The following is a 16,014-nucleotide window of genomic DNA, read 5'->3' on the forward strand; positions in this document are numbered from 1 at the left end:
CGGCCGTGGCGGTCCGTCAGGAGGGCCCGGCCAGCGGCTTGGCCATGCAGATGCTGCTGTCGTACGCGCGGTAGTGGCCGAACTTCTCGCAGACCGTGTAGCCGCTCGACGTGTACAGCGCGATCGCCTCGGGCTGCCGGTCCCCGGTCTCCAGGACCATGCGCGTGCGGCCGGCGGCGCGCGCGTCGGCCTCCAGGGCGGCGAGGATACGGCGCGCGAGGCCCCGGCCGCGGCCCTCGGCGATCACGAACATGCGCTTGATCTCGGCGTCGCCGTCGGAGTAGCCCTCCGCGTTCCGCTCCTGGCTGCGCCAGCCGCCGGTGGCCAGCGGGCGGTCCTGCTCGTCGTAGGCGAGCAGGTACAGCCCGTGCGGAGGATCGAACATGGTGGCGTCGAGCGGTGTGACGTCGCCCTCGTCGCCGTAACGCTCGGCGTACTCGAGCTGCACCAAGTCGTTGAGTTTCACGGCGTCGGGGTGGTCGAACGGCCGCGGCTGGATATTCATGCGAATTATGGTACATGTATGCGCACGTCCCGCGTAGGTACTGTACCTGGATGCTGACTGTTACCACCGTGAACGTGAACGGGATCCGCGCCGCCGTGAAGAAGGGCTTCGTCGAGTGGCTGGGGCGGACCGAGGCCGAGGTGATCTGCCTCCAGGAGGTCCGCGCGGAAGCGCAGCAGCTCCCGGACGAGGTGCGTGAGCCCGAGGGCTGGCACGCCGTGTACGCGCCCGCCGCGGCGAAGGGGCGTGCGGGTGTGGGCATCCTCACGCGGCGTGCGCCGGAACGTGTCCAGATCGGGTTCGGCGGGTTCGAGGTGCCGGGGAGCGAGGAGTTCGACACCTCCGGCCGCTACATCGAGGTGGACCTCCCGGGAGTGACGGTCGCCAGCCTCTACCTGCCGTCCGGAGAGGTGGGCACGGAGAGGCAGGAGGAGAAGGAGCGCTTCATGGCGGCCTTCCTCCCCTATCTCCAGGGGCTGAAGGCGCGGGCGGCCGCCGGCGGCCGCGAGGTGGTGGTCTGCGGCGACTGGAACATCGCCCACCGTGAGGCCGACCTCAAGAACTGGAAGTCCAACAGGAAGAACTCCGGCTTCCTCCCCGAGGAGCGGGAGTGGCTGACCCGGGTGTTCGACGAGGCGGCGTACGTGGACGTGGTCCGGGCACTGCATCCGGAGCAGGAGGGTCCCTACTCCTGGTGGTCCTACCGGGGCCGGGCCTTCGACAACGACGCGGGCTGGCGGATCGACTACCAGGTGGCGACGCCGGGGCTCGCCGGGCGCGCGGCGAAGGCGTGGGTGGAGCGGGCCGCCACGCACGGCGAGCGCTGGAGCGACCACGCGCCGGTGACGGTCACCTACGAGCGCTGAGGGCCGCCGGGAGGGCCCTCAGGGCCGTGGACGCCCGGGCTCGTCCGGATCGCCGTCCTCGCGCAGTCTGCGGTCCAGCGCCATCGACAGCTCGGCGTCCACCACCGCGTGCGCCAGCGTGCGCAGTTGCCCGGGATCGCTGTCCGCGGTGTGTGTGCGCAGGACGCGTACGAAGAGGTCGGCCAGGGCGTCGGCGTGCTCACGGACCTGGCGGCCCGAGGAGAGCACCGCGTCGAGCGGGACGCCGGCCCGCACCAGTTCCGACGAGGCGTCCAGGAGGCGCCGGCTGATGTGGACGATCTCGTCGCCGTCGATCCCGAGGTAGCCGAGCTCCATGGACGCGGAGAGGTTCTCCGCCGTGGCCTGGTCCTTGAAGTAGTCGGCGAGCTGCTCGGGTGTGAGCCGGACCGGGGTCTCCTCGGAGGGTTCGCCCAGGCCCAGCACCTCGGCGACGTCGCGGCCGCTGTCGAAGGTGGCGGCGAGGTCGGCGATGCCGTTGAGGGTGTGGCCCCGTTCCAGCAGGCCCGTGATGGTGCGCAGCCGGGCCAGGTGGTGGTCGTCGTACCAGGCGATGCGGCCCTCGCGGCGGGGTGGCTGGATCAGGCCGCGCTCCCGGTAGAAGCGCAGGGTGCGCACGGTGATGCCGGCCTCCTCGGCCAGCTCCTCCATGCGGTACTCACGGTGCTCGCGTCCTTCAGCCACCCCCGCACCCTATGTTGTACCGCCGGTAACTTTCCTCGTCCCGCCCCCTACCCATCGGTACGGAGCTGCTCTACCCTCCCAACCATGCCAGTGATTGCTGGCAGAGTCGTGGCACGTACCGCGGGGAGGCGGCAGCATGGCCCAGCACGAGCACGTACGAGTGGCGGTGATCGGATCCGGATTCGGGGGACTCGGAGCCGCGGTCCGTCTCCGTCGCGAAGGCATCACCGACTTCCTGGTCCTCGAACGCGCCGGTTCCGTCGGCGGCACCTGGCGCGACAACAGCTACCCCGGCTGCGCCTGCGACGTGCCGTCCCACCTGTACTCGTTCTCGTTCGCGCCCAACCCCGACTGGCCGCGCACCTTCTCCGGGCAGCAGCACATCCGCGCCTACCTGGAGCACGTGGCCGACACCTTCGGGCTGCGCCCGCACATCAGGCTCGACCACGAAGTCACCGTCATGCGCTGGGACAACGACGAACTGCACTGGGTGATCGAGACCGCCAACGGTGCCACGATCACCGCCGACGCGGTCGTGTCCGCCACCGGGCCGCTCTCCGACCCGAAGCTGCCGGACATCCCGGGGCTGGCCGACTTCCCCGGCAAGGTCTTCCACTCCGCGCAGTGGGACCACGACTACGACCTGAGCGGCAAGCGCGTCGCCGTGGTCGGCACCGGTGCCTCCGCGATCCAGATCGTCCCGGAGATCCAGCCGAAGGCCGGCCGGCTCACCCTCTTCCAGCGGACCCCGCCCTGGGTGATGCCGCGTATGGACCGGGCCATCAGCGGCGCCGAGAAGTGGCTGCACAGGGCGCTGCCGTTCACCGCCACCGCGCGGCGCGGACTCCTCTGGGGCATCCGGGAGTTGCAGGTGGGGGCCTTCACCAAGCACCCCAACCAGCTCGGGCTGGTCGAGTCGATAGCCAAGTCCAACATGGCGCGGGCCATCAAGGACCCCGCGCTGCGGGCCAAGCTGACTCCCTCGTACCGCATCGGCTGCAAGCGCATCCTGCTCTCCAACGCCTACTACCCGGCGCTCGCGCAGCCGAATGTCGACGTGGTCGCCTCCGGACTGTCCGAGGTGCGGGGGTCGACCCTGGTCGGTTCGGACGGGTCGGAGACCGAGGCCGACGTGATCATCCTCGGCACCGGCTTCCACGTGACGGACATGCCGATCGCCAGTCGGGTCGTCGGTGCCGACGGCATCACCCTCGCCGAGTCCTGGAAGGACGAGATGCAGGCGCTGCGGGGGGCGACCGCCGCGGGATTCCCCAACTGGATGACGATCATCGGCCCCAACACGGGGCTCGGGAACTCCTCCATGATCCTCATGATCGAGTCCCAGCTGAACTACATGGCCGACTACATGCGCCAGCTGGACGTGCTGGGCGGCCGTGCCGCACTCGACGCGAGGCCCTCCGCCGTCGGCGCCTGGAACCGGCGGGTCCAGGAACGGATGAAGCGGACCGTCTGGAACACCGGGGGCTGCACCAGCTGGTACCTCGACGCCAACGGCCGCAACACCACCGTCTGGCCGGGCACGACGGCCGAGTTCCGCCGGGCCACCCGATCGGTCGACCTCGGTGAGTACGAGGTCGTCCGTGCCCCCGCCACCGCCCGAACCGCGGCACAGGCCGTGACCGAGGAGGCCGCACGATGAGCCGGCTGACGCAGACGGCGGACAGCGCGTCCGTACCCGTGCCCGTACGCGAGCTGAGCGTCGTCTCGGCCGACGGCGCGCGCGTCCACGTCGAACTGCACGGACCCGAGGACGCGCCCGCCGTGGTCCTGGCGCACGGCTGGACCTGCAACACCCGCTTCTGGGACGCGCAGGTGCGTGACCTGGCGGTGGACCACCGGGTCGTCGTCTACGACCAGCGGGGCCACGGGCGCAGCCCGGAGGCCGGCCCCGGCGGATACAGCACGCGTGCGCTGGCCGACGACCTCGAAGCGGTCCTGAAGGCCACGCTCGAACCGGGGCGGAAAGCGGTGCTCGGCGGGCACTCCATGGGCGGGATGACGCTGATGGCGGCCGCCGGACGGGCCGCCGTGCGGGAGCACGGGGCGGCGGTGCTGCTGTGCAGCACCGGCAGCTCGCGGCTGACGGCCGAGTCGCTGGTGCTGCCGCTGCGGGCCGGCGCGCTCCGTACCCGGCTGACGGCCGCCGTGCTCGGCGCGCGTGCGCCCCTCGGGCCGGTCAACGCGGTGTCGAAGGTGATTCTCAAGTACGCCACGATGGGGCGCGGTTCTGCCCCGGAACGGGTGGATACGTGTGCCAGGATCGTGCATGCGTGTCCCCGCGGGGCGCGTGTCGCCTGGGGGCACGTGCTCGCGGAGCTGGACCTGGAGGCGCGGGTGCGTGAGCTGCGTCTGCCGACCGCGGTGATCGCGGGTACGGAGGACCGGCTGACGCCGCCCGTGCACGCGCGGGCCGTCGAGGCGGCGCTGCCGCACAGTCTCGGGCTCACCGAACTGGCGGGCATGGGGCACATGACACCGGTGGAGGCGCCCGAGGTGGTCACCGCGAAGCTCCGCGAGCTGGTGGCCTCGTACGTCACTCTTGAAGGTGCGGGCAGCGCGGCGGAAGCCGTGAGCGAGGAGGAGGTCGCATGAGCGGCAGGCGGAGTCTCGAAGGACAGGTCGTCGTCGTCACGGGCGCGGCGCGGGGGGTGGGTGAACTGCTGGCCCGCAAACTCTCGGCGCGCGGCGCCACGCTGGCGCTGGTCGGCCTGGAGCCGGACGAGCTGAAGAAGGTCTCGGAGCGGCTGCACTCCGAGAGCGACCACTGGCACGCGGACGTCACCGACCACGTGGCGATGAGCCGGGTCGCCGAAGAGGTCAAGGCGCGCTTCGGGAAGGTCGACGTCGTCGTCGCCAACGCCGGTGTCGCCACCGGGGGTCCGCTCGTGGACTCGGATCCGGAGGCCTGGCGGCGGGTGATCGAGGTGAACCTGATAGGCGGCGCGGTGACCGCGCGCGCGTTCCTGCCGGTACTGATGGAGAGCCGCGGCTACTTCCTGCAGATAGCGTCGCTGGCCGCGATCACCCCGGCGCCGATGATGAGCGCCTACTGCGCGTCCAAGTCCGGCGTGGAGGCGTTCGCCCACTGCCTGCGCGGCGAGGTCGGCCACCGGGGTGTGAAGGTCGGGGTCGGCTATCTGTCCTGGACCGACACCGACATGGTGCGCGGCGCCGACGAGGACGACGTCATGCGGGAGTTGAGGCAGCGGCTGCCCTGGCCGACGAACCGCACCTACCCCCTGGGTCCGGCGGTCGACCGGATCGTGGCGGGGATCGAACGGCGCTCCGCGCACGTCTACGCCCAGTGGTGGCTGCGCGGGATGCAGTCGATCCGGGGTTATCTGCCGACGGTCATAGGGGCCGTGGGCCAGCGCGAGATGAAGCGGTTCGGGCCCCGGCTCGACGGCGTCGGCAAGGGGCTCGTGGGGGCCGGAGGCCGGGCCGACCAGACGGAGCGCGTACAGGGCAGATGATCGAAATGCGGTGAATGTCCGGGTGTGTAAGTCTGAGCGAGGTCCCACCGGGGCCGACCCCACGCACCCACATAGGAGTGAACAGCATGGGAATCGCAGACCAGTTCAAGGACAAGGCGCAGGAGCTCGCCGACCAGGCCAAGCAGCAGAAGGCGGGCGGCAAGCAGGGTGAGGCGCGCGAGCGCTCCGCCGATGCGCCGCGTCGCGCCGGTGGCCAGGCCCAGGGCCAGGCTCAGGGCCGTCGGCCCGAGCCGCGGGACCGCGCGCAGGACGCCGCGGACCGTGCGCGTGAGCGTTCCGAGCGCTGACGGTCGACGCCTCTGAGCGTCTGTGGTCGGTTGGGGCGTACCCGGTTGCCGGGTACGCCCCTTCGCGTGCGGGTGCCCGGCGTCCCTTCCCGTGCGGGAGCCGGCCGGGTCACCTCGGGGGGAGTGGGGGGCGGCGGGCCCCGCCGGGTCACCTCGGGGGGAGTGGGGGGCGGCGCAGGTTCGGTGCCGTGTCGTAGCTGGGCGGCGTGGCCGCCGGGTGGGCGGCCAGGAGGTCCAGGGCCACCCTGACGGCGTCGTCCAGGACCGCGTGGCGGCCCTCGGCCCAGTCGAGCGGGGTGCGCAGCGCCTCCAGATCGGGCTCGACGCCGTGGTTCTCGACGGCCCAGCCGTAGGTGTCGAACCAGGCCGCGTTCATCGGCACCGTGATCACCGTGCCGTCGCCGAGGCGGTGCCGGCCGGTCATCCCGACGACCCCGCCCCAGGTCCGCTGGCCCACCACGGGCCCCAGCTTCAGCAGCCGGAACGCGGCGGTGATCATGTCCCCGTCGGAGGACGTGGCCTCGTCCGCGAGGGCGACGACCGGCCCCCGGGGGGCGTTGGACGCGTACGAGACCGCCTGGGCGTTGCGCGTCAGGTCCCAGCCGAGGATGGTGCGGGTGAGCTTCTCGACGACCAGCTCGCTGATGTGGCCGCCCGCGTTGCCCCGTACGTCCACGATCAGCGCCGGGCGCGCCACCTCCAGCCGCAGATCGCGGTTGAACTGCGCCCAGCCGGAGCCGCCCATGTCGGGGATGTGCAGGTAGCCGCACCTGCCGTGGCTCAACTCGCGTACGACGTCACGCCGTTTGGCGACCCAGTCCTGGTAGCGCAGCGGACGCTCGTCGACCAGGGGGACGATCGCGATACGGCGTGACCTGCCGCCGCACTCGCCCCCGGCCGGGCGGAACGTCAGCTCCACCGTCGTGCCGCCCGCCGCCGTCAGCAGCGGGTACGGTCCCGCGACCGGGTCCACCGGCCTGCCGTCGACGTGGGTGAGTACGGCGCCCTCCCGGATGCCCGCACCGGCGAGCGGTGAACGTGCCTTGGAGTCCGAGGAGTCGCCGGGCAGGATGCGCTGGACCATCCACTCGCCGTCCCTGCACACGAGGTTGGCGCCCAGCAGCCCGATCGCCCGCTGGTAGTGCGGAGGCCCCTCGTTGCGGCGGGCGGGTGAGACGTAGGCGTGGGAGGTGCCCAGCTCGCCGAGCACCTCACGCAGCAGGTCGGCGAACTCGTCGGGTGAGGCGACCCGTTCGACCAGGGGCCGGTACTGGTCCAGTACGCCGTCCCAGTCGATGCCGCACATGTCGGGTTCCCAGAAGTAGGAGCGGATGATCCGCCCCGCCTCCCCGTACGCCTGGCGCCACTCGGCCGCAGGGTCGACGTCGTGGAGGATGCGGCGCAGGTCGAGGAAGACCGTCGTGTCGTTGTCGCCGCTCTCGTTGGACGGCACGGCGCGCAGTTCGCCGTCGTCCATGACGACCAGCCGGGTCGCGTCCCCGCTGACCGCGAACCAGTCGAGGTGGGCGACCAGTTCGGTCCTGCGGGCCTTGGCGATGTTGAAGTGTTCCAGTGTGGGGCGGCCCGACATGTCCGCCGGGTTCGCGAACGTCTCGCCCAGAGCGCCGGAGATCGGCCAGCGCAGCCAGACGAGACCGCCGCCGCTGACGGGCCGGAGCGCCGAGTACTTCGACGCCGACACCGGGAACGGGGTCACCCTGTTCTCCAGCCCCTCGAACTCCACGATGACCGTCGTGCCCTCGACCGGGCCCTCGGGGACGTCCACCGGGTCCAGGCCACCCGCCGCGGGCCGCCCGTCCGGGAGCAGCGCGAAGGGGGAGGGGGTGGCCGAGGAGAGGGGGACCAGGTACGGGCGGCAGCCCAGCGGGAAGGAGAGGTCGCCGGTGTGGACGTCGTACACCGGGTCGAAGCCGCGCCAGGACAGGAACGCGAGATAGCGGCCGTCGCCAGTGAAGACGGGGTTCTCGTCCTCGAAGCGGCCGTTGGTGACATCCACTATCACCGGGGCGCCGGGTCCGGTGATCCGGGCGAGTTTGATCTGCCGCAGCGAGCGGCCGACGCCGGGGTGCGACCAGGTCAGCCAGTGGCCGTCCGGGGAGAACGCCAGATCGCGGACGGGGCCGTTCACGGAGCGGATGAGCTCGGTGAGCCCGTCGTCCGGGGCCGGGGCCCCTGCCGCCGGGTTCCCGTCGTCCGGTGGGCCGTCGCCGGGGCCGGCCGGCCCGGTGAGGACGTCCAGCGGGGCGACGGTCCGCGGTGGGGCCACACCCTCGTCCGGCACCTCGGACGCTACGGACGCCTCCGCGGGGTCCCCGTCCGGGCCCAGGAGGCCCAGGGCCGGCTCGACGGTGTCCTCCGTGGTGTCCAGCAGGAGCAGCCGGCCGTCGTTCGACGCGATGACCAGCCGCTCGCCCTCCGGGTCGGAGACGATCTCGTGGACCCTGCCCAGCCGTCCGGCGGCCAGCCGCCGGGGCGGGCGGTCACCGCTGGCCCGGGGGAGGTAGGCGATCTCGACCGCGTCGTCGCCCTCCGCGTCCGTGACGTAGGCGACCCGTCCGCTGCTGCCCAGCATCTCCGGCAGCCGGACCCGTACGCCCGGGGTGTCGGCGATCGTGCGGGCCGGGCCGTCGCGGTGGGTGAGCCAGTACAGGCTGCCGCGCACGGAGACGGCGCTCGCGCGGCCCGTCTCGTCCACGGACAGCGAGTCGACATGGCTGGACGCCGGCACCTGGTACGTGCGCCGGCCGGTCCGTGGACCGCCGAGCCGCACCTCCAGCTTCCGGGGCACCGCGTCCGGCGACTCCAGGTCCTCGACCAGCCACAGGTCGCCGCCGCACTGGTAGACGACCCGGTGGCCGTCGCTGGAGGCGTGCCGGGCGTAGAAGGCGTCGTGGTCCGTGTGCCGGCGCAGATCGCTGCCGTCCATCAGGCAGGAGTACAGATTGCCGACGCCCTCGTGGTCGGAGAGGAAGGCGATCCGGCGCCCGACGAACATGGGGGCGTCCAGATGGCCGCCGATGTCCGGCAGCAGCCGTTCGCCGTGCAGCCACAGCCGGCCCATGGCGCCGCCCCGGTACCGCTTCCAGGCCGCGGGCTCGTGCGGCGGCTTCCCGGTGAGCAGCAGGGTCCGCCGCTCACCGTCGACGTCGGCGACCGCGATGTCGGAGACGGGCCCCCAGGGGAGCTTCCCGCCCGGGCTGCCGTCGGTCGGGACGCTGTACGCCCACGAGAAGTACGAGAACGGCTGGTTGTGCGAGGAGACGGCCAGGATCTGCGACGAGTCCCCCGGATCGGGGCTCCAGCCGCACACCCGGGCGTCGGTCGACCCCCAGTGGGTGAGTCTGCGAGCGGGGCCGCCGTCGACGGGGACGAGGTGGATCTCGGGGTCGAGGGTGCGCCAGGTCGTGTAGGCGATACGGCTGCCGTCGGGCGAGAAGCGCGGATGACCGACCCTGGTCCGGTCGACGGTCAGCCGCCATGCCCGGCCGGGCCGCTGTCCTGCCGGGGCGAGGGGGGCGACCCACAGGTCGTCCTCCGCCGCGAAGCAGAGCAAGTCCTTGTGGAGGTGGGGGAAACGGAGATACGCGACGTCGTCACTCACCCTCCAATGCTTTCCGCGTGAAGGGCCCGCGGCAACTTGTGGTGCAGGACACAAGCGAAACAGTTTCGTTTCGCTGAGGGAGGGGAGTACCTTCTAAGTGTACGAAACAGTTTCGTTCCGTCAGTTGATCTTCGGCTGACGTACCATCCAGCAGGCGCAATTCAAGAGGAGGTCGACCCATGGCACGCAGCCGGCTCACGCCCGAGCGCGAGAGTGAGCTGTACTCAGCCGTGCTCGATCTTCTCGGCGAGGTCGGCTACGAAGCCCTGACCATGGACGCCGTTGCCGCCCGAACCCGTTCCAGCAAGGCCACCCTCTACCGTCAGTGGGGGAGCAAGCCCGAACTCGTCGTCAAGGCGCTGCGGCACAACAAGCCGGTGCAGCTCGCCGAGATCGACACCGGCTCGCTGCGCGGTGACTTCCATGCCGTGCTCCAGCGGACCGACGACTGCCAGATGGAGAAGAACTCCGCGCTGATGCGGGGGCTCGGTCAGGCCGTCCACAGCAATCCCGACCTCTTCCAGGCGCTGCGCGAGCTGCTGATCGAGCCGGAACTCACCGGTCTCGGACTGATGCTCCAGCGGGCCGTGGACCGGGGTGAAGTGCGTCCGGACAATCCGGCGCTGTCCTTCCTTCCGCACATGATGATCGGTGCCTTCGCCGCTCGTGAGCTCGTCGAGGACCGGACCGTCGACCAGGCGTTCCTCATCGACTACGCGGAAGCCGTGGTGTTCCCCGCCCTCGGCGTCTGACGTCCCCGCTCTCCGTCCTCACCGCACGACCCTCCGTACGAACTGACTCCCCGACGCTCCACCTGACACGCCGCTCTCGTCGTCGGGCTGGTTCCTCACGCCCTTTTCCACTCCACGACCCGACCGGGAGTACCCCGCCGTGGCTACATTCCTGTACAAACTCGGACGGCTGGCGTTCCGGCGCCGCCGTTACGTCGCCCTGATCTGGGTCGCGCTGCTGGCGCTCGCCGGATTCGGCGCGGCCTCCGCGTCCACCGCCACCTCCAGCTCCTTCTCGATCCCCGGAACGGAGGCCCAGAGGGCCTTCGACCTGCTCGACGAGCGCTTCCCCGGAGGCAGCGCCGACGGCGCCACCGCCCGGGTCGTGTTCAAGGCACCCGGGGACGAGAAGGTGACCTCCGCGGCCAACAAGGCCGAGATCAAGGGCATCGTCGGCGATCTGAAGTCCGGTTCGGACCAGATCGCCTCGGTCGCCGACCCCTTCGCCGCCGAGGCGGTGAGCGAGGACGGCTCCACCGCCTACATCTCCGTCTCCTACAAGGTCAGCTCGATGGAGCTGACCGACGGGACGAGGGAGGCGCTGGAGGACGCCGGTCACGACGCGCAGAGCAGCGGCATGCAGGTGGAGATCGGCGGTGATGCGCTCCAGGTGATGCCGGAGACCGGAGCCACCGAGATCATCGGCGTCGCCATCGCCGCCGTGGTGCTGGTGATCACCTTCGGGTCCCTGATCGCCGCCGGGCTGCCGCTGCTGACCGCCCTGATCGGGGTCGGGATCGGCGTGTCCACGATCACCGCGCTGGCGAACGTGCTGGACCTCGGTTCCACGACCTCCACGCTCGCGATGATGATCGGCCTCGCGGTCGGCATCGACTACGCGCTCTTCATCGTCTCCCGCTACCGCGCCGAGCTGGCCGAGGGCCGGGAGCGCGAGGAGGCCGCCGGCCGGGCCGTCGGCACGGCGGGATCCGCCGTCGTCTTCGCCGGCCTCACGGTCGTCATCGCCCTGGTGGGCCTCGCCGTCGTCAACATCCCGATGCTGTCCAAGATGGGCTTCGCCGCCGCCGGCACGGTCGCGATCGCCGTCCTCATCGCGCTCACCCTCGTCCCGGCGATGCTGGGCTTCGCGGGCAAGCGGATCATGGGGCGCAGGGCGCGCAAGGCCGCCGAGGCGGAGAACAGGCCCGAGGCGAAGCCGAACATGGGCACCCGCTGGGCGCGGTTCGTGCTGCGCAGGCCGGTGTGGGTGCTGCTGGTCGGTGTGCTCGGTCTCGGCGCCATCGCCGTACCGGCCGCCTCGCTGGAGATGGGTCTGCCGGACGACGGCGCCCAGCCGAAGTCGACCACGCAGCGCCAGGCGTACGACATGCTCTCCGACGGCTTCGGCCCCGGGTTCAACGGTCCGCTGCTCGTCGTCGTGGACACCAAGGGCGCCTCGGACGGCAAGAGCGCCGTCGACCGGGTGTCGCAGGAGATCGAGGGCATCGGCCACGTCGCCGCCGTCACCCCGGCAGCCTTCAACAAGGCCGGCGACGCGGCGACCATCACGGTCGTCCCGCAGGACCGGCCGAGCTCCACGGAGACCGAGGACGTCGTCCACGCGATCCGTGACGCGGGCCCGCAGATCAAGGACGACACCGGCGCCGAGGTGCTGGTCACCGGTGCCACGGCGATGAACATCGACTTCTCCGAGAAGATGAACAACGCCCTGCTGCCCTACCTGGCGCTCGTCGTCGGCCTGGCGTTCCTGCTGCTGATGGTGGTCTTCCGCTCGGTCCTCGTCCCGCTGAAGGCGGCCCTGGGCTTCCTGCTCTCGGTGGTCGCGGCGCTCGGCGCCGTCGTCGCGGTCTTCCAGTGGGGCTGGCTCGGATCGCTCTTCGGGGTCGAGCAGACGGGCCCGATCATGAGCATGATGCCGATCTTCATGGTCGGTGTGGTGTTCGGCCTCGCCATGGACTACGAGGTCTTCCTGGTCACGCGGATGCGGGAGGCGTACGTCCACGGGGAGACGCCGGGCCAGGCGATCGTCACCGGCTTCAAACACGGTGCCCGGGTGGTCACGGCCGCCGCGGTGATCATGATGGCCGTCTTCGCCGGCTTCATCGGCTCCTCCGAGCAGATGATCAAGATGATCGGCTTCTCGCTCGCCATCGCCGTCTTCTTCGACGCCTTCGTGGTCCGCATGGCCGTCGTGCCCGCGGTGCTCGCGCTGCTCGGCAGGCGTGCCTGGTGGCTGCCGCGCTGGCTGGACCGCGTCCTGCCCAACGTGGACGTGGAGGGCGAGGGCCTGCGCGAGGACCTCTCCGACGGCCCGGCCGAAGGCGGCGGGGAGCGGGAGCTGGTCCGCGCCTGACCGGTGGTGCGCGTCGCGGTGCGAGCCGCGGCGCGCACCGCGACGACCCCGGGGCCGAGTCCGAGCGGATGAGCGGAACGCGCCCCGGAGCGCCGGTTACCTGTGGGGACGGGGGCCGGGGCGAGGGAGAGCCCCCGTGCGCGCCGCACGGGGGCTCTCATGTGTCCGGGGTCAGGCGCGGGTGGCGGTGGCCTCCGCCTCCGTGGCCGCCGCACCGGCCGGAGCCGGCCTGGTCGTCCTGGCGGCCGCAGGGCGCTTCGGCGTCCTCGCTCGGATCTGCGACAGGAAACGGATGAAGGGCGCCTTGTCGAACTGGAAGACGGCGACGCCGTCCTTCGCGTGCAGTTCGACGACCAGCTGGGCCCGGCCGCACGGCCATATCCCTATGTCGTCGCGGGTGGCGGGGGAGCGCAGGCCGCGTTCCAGGAGGTCGAGGGCGAAGGCCCAGTCGACACCCCCGGGGAGCCGGACCTGGACGGTCTCCGGATCCTCGGGGTCGTAGCGCAGTTCGACGGGGACCAGGCGGGGGTCGGGGCCGTCGGTGATGAGCCGGGCTCGGGCGTGTTCTTGGATCACGAGGGACATGGCCGGCTCCTCCTGTGTGAAAATCTCTCCCCCTAATGTCCCATATCTTCCCATTTAGGCATTTCGGGGTGCCGTCAGTTGTCGTCACTGCGCTCTTGCGAACTCTTTGCAAGAGCGCTCTATAGTGGAGCGTTTCCGACCCCGCCAGCAGCAACGTCCGAAAGCGGAGCCACTCCATGCATGTACCCGACGGTTTCATCGACGCACCCGTCTCCGCCGCCGCAGGTGTCGTCGCCGCCGGTGCGGTCGCCGTCGGACTCCGCGGCGCCCGGCGTGAACTCGACCAGCGGACCGCTCCGCTGGCCGGGCTCGTCGCCGCCTTCATCTTCGCCGTGCAGATGCTGAACTTCCCCGTCGCGGCGGGCACCAGCGGCCACCTCCTGGGCGGGGCCCTGGCGGCGATCCTGGTCGGGCCGTACACCGGGGTGCTCTGCATAGCGGTGGTCCTGCTGATGCAGGGCATCCTCTTCGCCGACGGCGGGCTCACCGCGCTCGGCGTGAACATCACGGTGATGGGAGTCGTCACCACCGTCGTCGCCTACCTCCTCTTCCGCGGGCTGACCCGGGTGCTGCCCCGCACCCGCCGCTCGACGACCGCCGCGGCCTTCGTGGCCGCACTCGTCTCCGTGCCGGCCGCCGCGCTCGCCTTCACCCTGATCTACGCGATCGGCGGGACCACCGACGTCCCCCTCGGCAAGGTCCTCACCGCGATGGTCGGCGTCCACGTCCTGATCGGGATCGGGGAGGCGGCGATCACCGCCCTGACCGTCGGCGCCGTGATCGCGGTACGCCCCGACCTCGTGCACGGCGCCCGCGGTACCGGAGCCCCGCTCAAGCTCCGGATCGACGGCGAACTCGTCGACGCACCGGCCGCCACCCCCTCACCCGCGCCCGTCGCGGCCCGCTCCACCCGCACGGTCTGGGCCGCCGGCCTGGCCGCAGCGCTCGTCCTCGCGGGCTTCGTCTCCTTCTACGCCTCCGCGAACCCCGACGGCCTGGAGAAGGTCGCCGCGGACCAGGGCATCGACGAGAAGGCCCAGGAGCACGGCGCCGCGGACTCCCCGCTCGCCGACTACGGCGTCAGGAACATCACCGACGCCCGCCTCTCCGGAGGCCTCGCCGGAGTGATCGGCGTGGGTGCCACCGTCGTCGTCGGCAGCGGCGTCTTCTGGGCGGTGCGCAGCCGCCGTACGTCCGAGGGATCCGACGCCCGCACCACCACCGGGTCCGTCTGACATGGGGGCCGGCCACGCGCACAGGCTCTACCGGCACGGGACCACACCCGTCCACGCGCTCCCCCCGCACTGCAAGCTCGCCGCCGTCCTCTGCTTCGTCGTGGCCGTCGTCTCCACCCCGCGCGAGGCGGTCTGGGCGTTCGCGCTGTACGCGGCGCTGCTCGCCGGTGTCGCCGCGGTCGCCAGGATCTCGCCCGGCTTCCTGCTGAAGCGCCTGGTCATCGAGGTGCCGTTCGTCGCGTTCGCGCTGCTCATGCCGTTCGTCGTCCCCGGCGAGCAGACCGAACTCCTCGGCCTCTCCGTCAGCGTCCCCGGACTCTGGGGCGCCTGGAACGTCCTGGCCAAGGGCACCCTCGGCGTCGCCGCCTCCGTGCTCCTGGCCTCCACCACCGAGCTGCGTTCCCTGCTGCTCGGCCTCCAGCGGCTGCGCCTGCCGCCCCTGCTCGTCCAGATCGCGTCCTTCATGATCCGCTACGGCGACGTGATCGGCGACGAGCTGCGGCGGATGTCGATCGCCCGGCGCTCCCGCGGGTTCGAGGCGCGCGGCGTACGGCACTGGGGCGTCCTCGCCAAGACGGCGGGCGCCCTCTTCATCCGCTCCTACGAGCGGGGCGAACGCGTCCACCTCGCGATGGTCAGCCGCGGCTACACCGGCACCATGCCGGTGATCGACGAGGTGACCGCGACCCGGACCCAGTGGGCGCACGCCGCGGCACTCCCCGTGCTCGCCCTCGTCGTCTGTCTGCTGGGATGGACCGTATGAGCCTGCCCACCGCCCCCGCGCCGTCCCTCGAGGTCAGCGGCCTCGCCTACGCCTACCCCGACGGCCATCAGGCCCTCTTCGGCGTCGACCTGACCGTGGCCCGCGGCGAACGCGTCGCACTCCTCGGTCCCAACGGTGCGGGCAAGACCACCCTCGTCCTCCACCTCAACGGCATCCTCGACGCGGGCGCCGGAACCGTCCGCGTCGCCGGGCTCCCCGTGGAGAAGAAGAACCTGGCGGAGATCAGGCGCCGCGTCGGCATCGTCTTCCAGGACCCCGACGACCAGCTCTTCATGCCGACCGTCCGGGAGGACGTGGCCTTCGGCCCGGCCGCGGCGGGGCTGCGCGGACCCGAGCTGGAGCGGCGGGTCACGACCGCCCTGGAGCGGGTCGGCATGGCGGAGTACGCGGCGCGGCCCCCGCACCACCTCTCCTTCGGCCAGCGCCGCCGGGTGGCCGTCGCCACGGTCCTCGCCATGGAGCCGGAGATCCTCGTGCTGGACGAGCCGTCGTCCAACCTGGACCCGGCCTCACGACGCGAACTCGCCGACATCCTGCGGTCCCTGGACGTCACCGTGCTGATGGTCACCCACGACCTGCCGTACGCCCTCGAGCTCTGCCCGCGCGCCGTCGTCCTCAGTGACGGGGTGATCGCCGCCGACGACCGCACCCAGGACCTGCTGTGCGACGAGGCGCTCATGCGCGAGCACCGGCTGGAGCTGCCCTTCGGCTTCGACCCGCGTTCCGTGTCCGTTCCGCGTCCGTGAACAGAGGGTGACCCGCCACCCGTTCCACCGGGGACGCGATGCACCATGGAGGGATGAGCGGG

14 protein-coding genes are annotated in these 16,014 nt (G+C 71.6%); 10 read left to right on the top strand and 4 right to left on the bottom strand.

The window, feature by feature from the left end; translation table 11 throughout:
- Positions 1–16 precede the first annotated feature (16 nt).
- Positions 17–505, bottom strand: a complete 489-nt coding sequence (locus tag IA22_RS0118000) for a GNAT family N-acetyltransferase (protein WP_014155750.1) — start codon at positions 503–505, stop codon at positions 17–19.
- A gap of 50 nt (positions 506–555) precedes the next feature.
- On the opposite strand from IA22_RS0118000, the gene IA22_RS0118005 reads away from it, so the two are divergent.
- Positions 556–1,371, top strand: a complete 816-nt coding sequence (locus tag IA22_RS0118005) for an exodeoxyribonuclease III (RefSeq protein WP_014155751.1) — start codon at positions 556–558, stop codon at positions 1,369–1,371.
- 18 nt (positions 1,372–1,389) lie between these two features.
- On the opposite strand, the gene IA22_RS0118010 is transcribed toward IA22_RS0118005, so the two are convergent.
- The gene (locus IA22_RS0118010; RefSeq protein WP_030124161.1) at positions 1,390–2,040 is read right to left on the bottom strand and encodes a MerR family transcriptional regulator; all 651 of its coding nucleotides are present in this window, start codon (positions 2,038–2,040) and stop codon (positions 1,390–1,392) included.
- 169 nt (positions 2,041–2,209) lie between these two features.
- Between IA22_RS0118010 and IA22_RS0118015 the strand changes: the two genes are divergently transcribed.
- From IA22_RS0118015 to IA22_RS0118030, 4 genes are all read left to right on the top strand, one after another.
- On the top strand, positions 2,210–3,733 hold the full coding sequence (locus IA22_RS0118015; protein WP_015577537.1) for a flavin-containing monooxygenase: 1,524 nt from the start codon (positions 2,210–2,212) through the stop codon (positions 3,731–3,733).
- Entirely contained in the window at positions 3,730–4,686 is a 957-nt protein-coding gene (locus IA22_RS0118020) for an alpha/beta fold hydrolase (protein ID WP_014155754.1), read from the top strand. Before IA22_RS0118015 ends, IA22_RS0118020 begins: the two co-directional genes overlap by 4 nt.
- Positions 4,683–5,567: an SDR family oxidoreductase gene (locus IA22_RS0118025; RefSeq protein WP_014155755.1), complete on the top strand. Its 885-nt coding sequence runs from the start codon at positions 4,683–4,685 to the stop codon at positions 5,565–5,567. Before IA22_RS0118020 ends, IA22_RS0118025 begins: the two co-directional genes overlap by 4 nt.
- An 86-nt stretch (positions 5,568–5,653) precedes the next feature.
- Positions 5,654–5,875 carry a hypothetical protein gene (locus tag IA22_RS0118030; RefSeq protein WP_015577534.1) on the top strand — a complete coding sequence of 74 codons (222 nt, stop codon included), beginning with the start codon at positions 5,654–5,656 and terminating at the stop codon, positions 5,873–5,875.
- 148 nt (positions 5,876–6,023) lie between these two features.
- Here IA22_RS0118030 and IA22_RS0118035 read toward each other — a convergent pair whose 3' ends face one another.
- Entirely contained in the window at positions 6,024–9,497 is a 3,474-nt protein-coding gene (locus IA22_RS0118035) for a S41 family peptidase (protein WP_030124162.1), read from the bottom strand.
- Between the two features lie 179 nt (positions 9,498–9,676).
- Between IA22_RS0118035 and IA22_RS0118040 the strand changes: the two genes are divergently transcribed.
- Entirely contained in the window at positions 9,677–10,249 is a 573-nt protein-coding gene (locus tag IA22_RS0118040; RefSeq protein ID WP_014155758.1) for a TetR/AcrR family transcriptional regulator, read from the top strand.
- Positions 10,250–10,388: 139 nt separating this feature from the next.
- Entirely contained in the window at positions 10,389–12,602 is a 2,214-nt protein-coding gene (locus IA22_RS0118045) for an MMPL family transporter (protein WP_015577532.1), read from the top strand.
- Positions 12,603–12,773: 171 nt separating this feature from the next.
- Here IA22_RS0118045 and IA22_RS0118050 read toward each other — a convergent pair whose 3' ends face one another.
- On the bottom strand, positions 12,774–13,187 hold the full coding sequence (locus tag IA22_RS0118050; protein WP_014155760.1) for an SsgA family sporulation/cell division regulator: 414 nt from the start codon (positions 13,185–13,187) through the stop codon (positions 12,774–12,776).
- Between the two features lie 176 nt (positions 13,188–13,363).
- On the opposite strand from IA22_RS0118050, the gene IA22_RS0118055 reads away from it, so the two are divergent.
- Genes IA22_RS0118055 through IA22_RS0118065 form a run of 3 tightly spaced genes read left to right on the top strand, consistent with a single transcriptional unit; the run spans position 13,364 to position 15,952 of the window.
- Positions 13,364–14,422 carry an energy-coupling factor ABC transporter permease gene (locus tag IA22_RS0118055; RefSeq protein WP_014155761.1) on the top strand — a complete coding sequence of 353 codons (1,059 nt, stop codon included), beginning with the start codon at positions 13,364–13,366 and terminating at the stop codon, positions 14,420–14,422.
- A 1-nt stretch (position 14,423) separates the two neighbouring features.
- Positions 14,424–15,185, top strand: a complete 762-nt coding sequence (cbiQ, locus tag IA22_RS0118060) for a cobalt ECF transporter T component CbiQ (RefSeq protein ID WP_030124163.1) — start codon at positions 14,424–14,426, stop codon at positions 15,183–15,185.
- Positions 15,182–15,952, top strand: a complete 771-nt coding sequence (locus IA22_RS0118065) for an energy-coupling factor ABC transporter ATP-binding protein (RefSeq protein WP_014155763.1) — start codon at positions 15,182–15,184, stop codon at positions 15,950–15,952. The genes cbiQ and IA22_RS0118065 overlap by 4 nt, the downstream gene beginning before the upstream one ends.
- Positions 15,953–16,014 lie beyond the last annotated feature (62 nt).

The organism is Kitasatospora papulosa (assembly GCF_000717245.1).
Lineage (GTDB): Bacteria > Actinomycetota > Actinomycetes > Streptomycetales > Streptomycetaceae > Streptomyces > Streptomyces papulosus.

Coding starts and splice junctions, on each gene's coding strand:
- IA22_RS0118015 (WP_015577537.1), top strand. CDS start 2,210: ATGGCCCAGCACGAGCACGTACGAGTGGCGGTGATCGGATCCGGATTC.
- IA22_RS0118050 (WP_014155760.1), bottom strand. CDS start 13,187: ATGTCCCTCGTGATCCAAGAACACGCCCGAGCCCGGCTCATCACCGAC.
- IA22_RS0118000 (WP_014155750.1), bottom strand. CDS start 505: ATGAATATCCAGCCGCGGCCGTTCGACCACCCCGACGCCGTGAAACTC.
- IA22_RS0118030 (WP_015577534.1), top strand. CDS start 5,654: ATGGGAATCGCAGACCAGTTCAAGGACAAGGCGCAGGAGCTCGCCGAC.
- cbiQ (WP_030124163.1), top strand. CDS start 14,424: ATGGGGGCCGGCCACGCGCACAGGCTCTACCGGCACGGGACCACACCC.
- IA22_RS0118065 (WP_014155763.1), top strand. CDS start 15,182: ATGAGCCTGCCCACCGCCCCCGCGCCGTCCCTCGAGGTCAGCGGCCTC.
- IA22_RS0118055 (WP_014155761.1), top strand. CDS start 13,364: ATGCATGTACCCGACGGTTTCATCGACGCACCCGTCTCCGCCGCCGCA.
- IA22_RS0118025 (WP_014155755.1), top strand. CDS start 4,683: ATGAGCGGCAGGCGGAGTCTCGAAGGACAGGTCGTCGTCGTCACGGGC.
- IA22_RS0118010 (WP_030124161.1), bottom strand. CDS start 2,040: ATGGAGGAGCTGGCCGAGGAGGCCGGCATCACCGTGCGCACCCTGCGC.
- IA22_RS0118040 (WP_014155758.1), top strand. CDS start 9,677: ATGGCACGCAGCCGGCTCACGCCCGAGCGCGAGAGTGAGCTGTACTCA.
- IA22_RS0118020 (WP_014155754.1), top strand. CDS start 3,730: ATGAGCCGGCTGACGCAGACGGCGGACAGCGCGTCCGTACCCGTGCCC.
- IA22_RS0118005 (WP_014155751.1), top strand. CDS start 556: ATGCTGACTGTTACCACCGTGAACGTGAACGGGATCCGCGCCGCCGTG.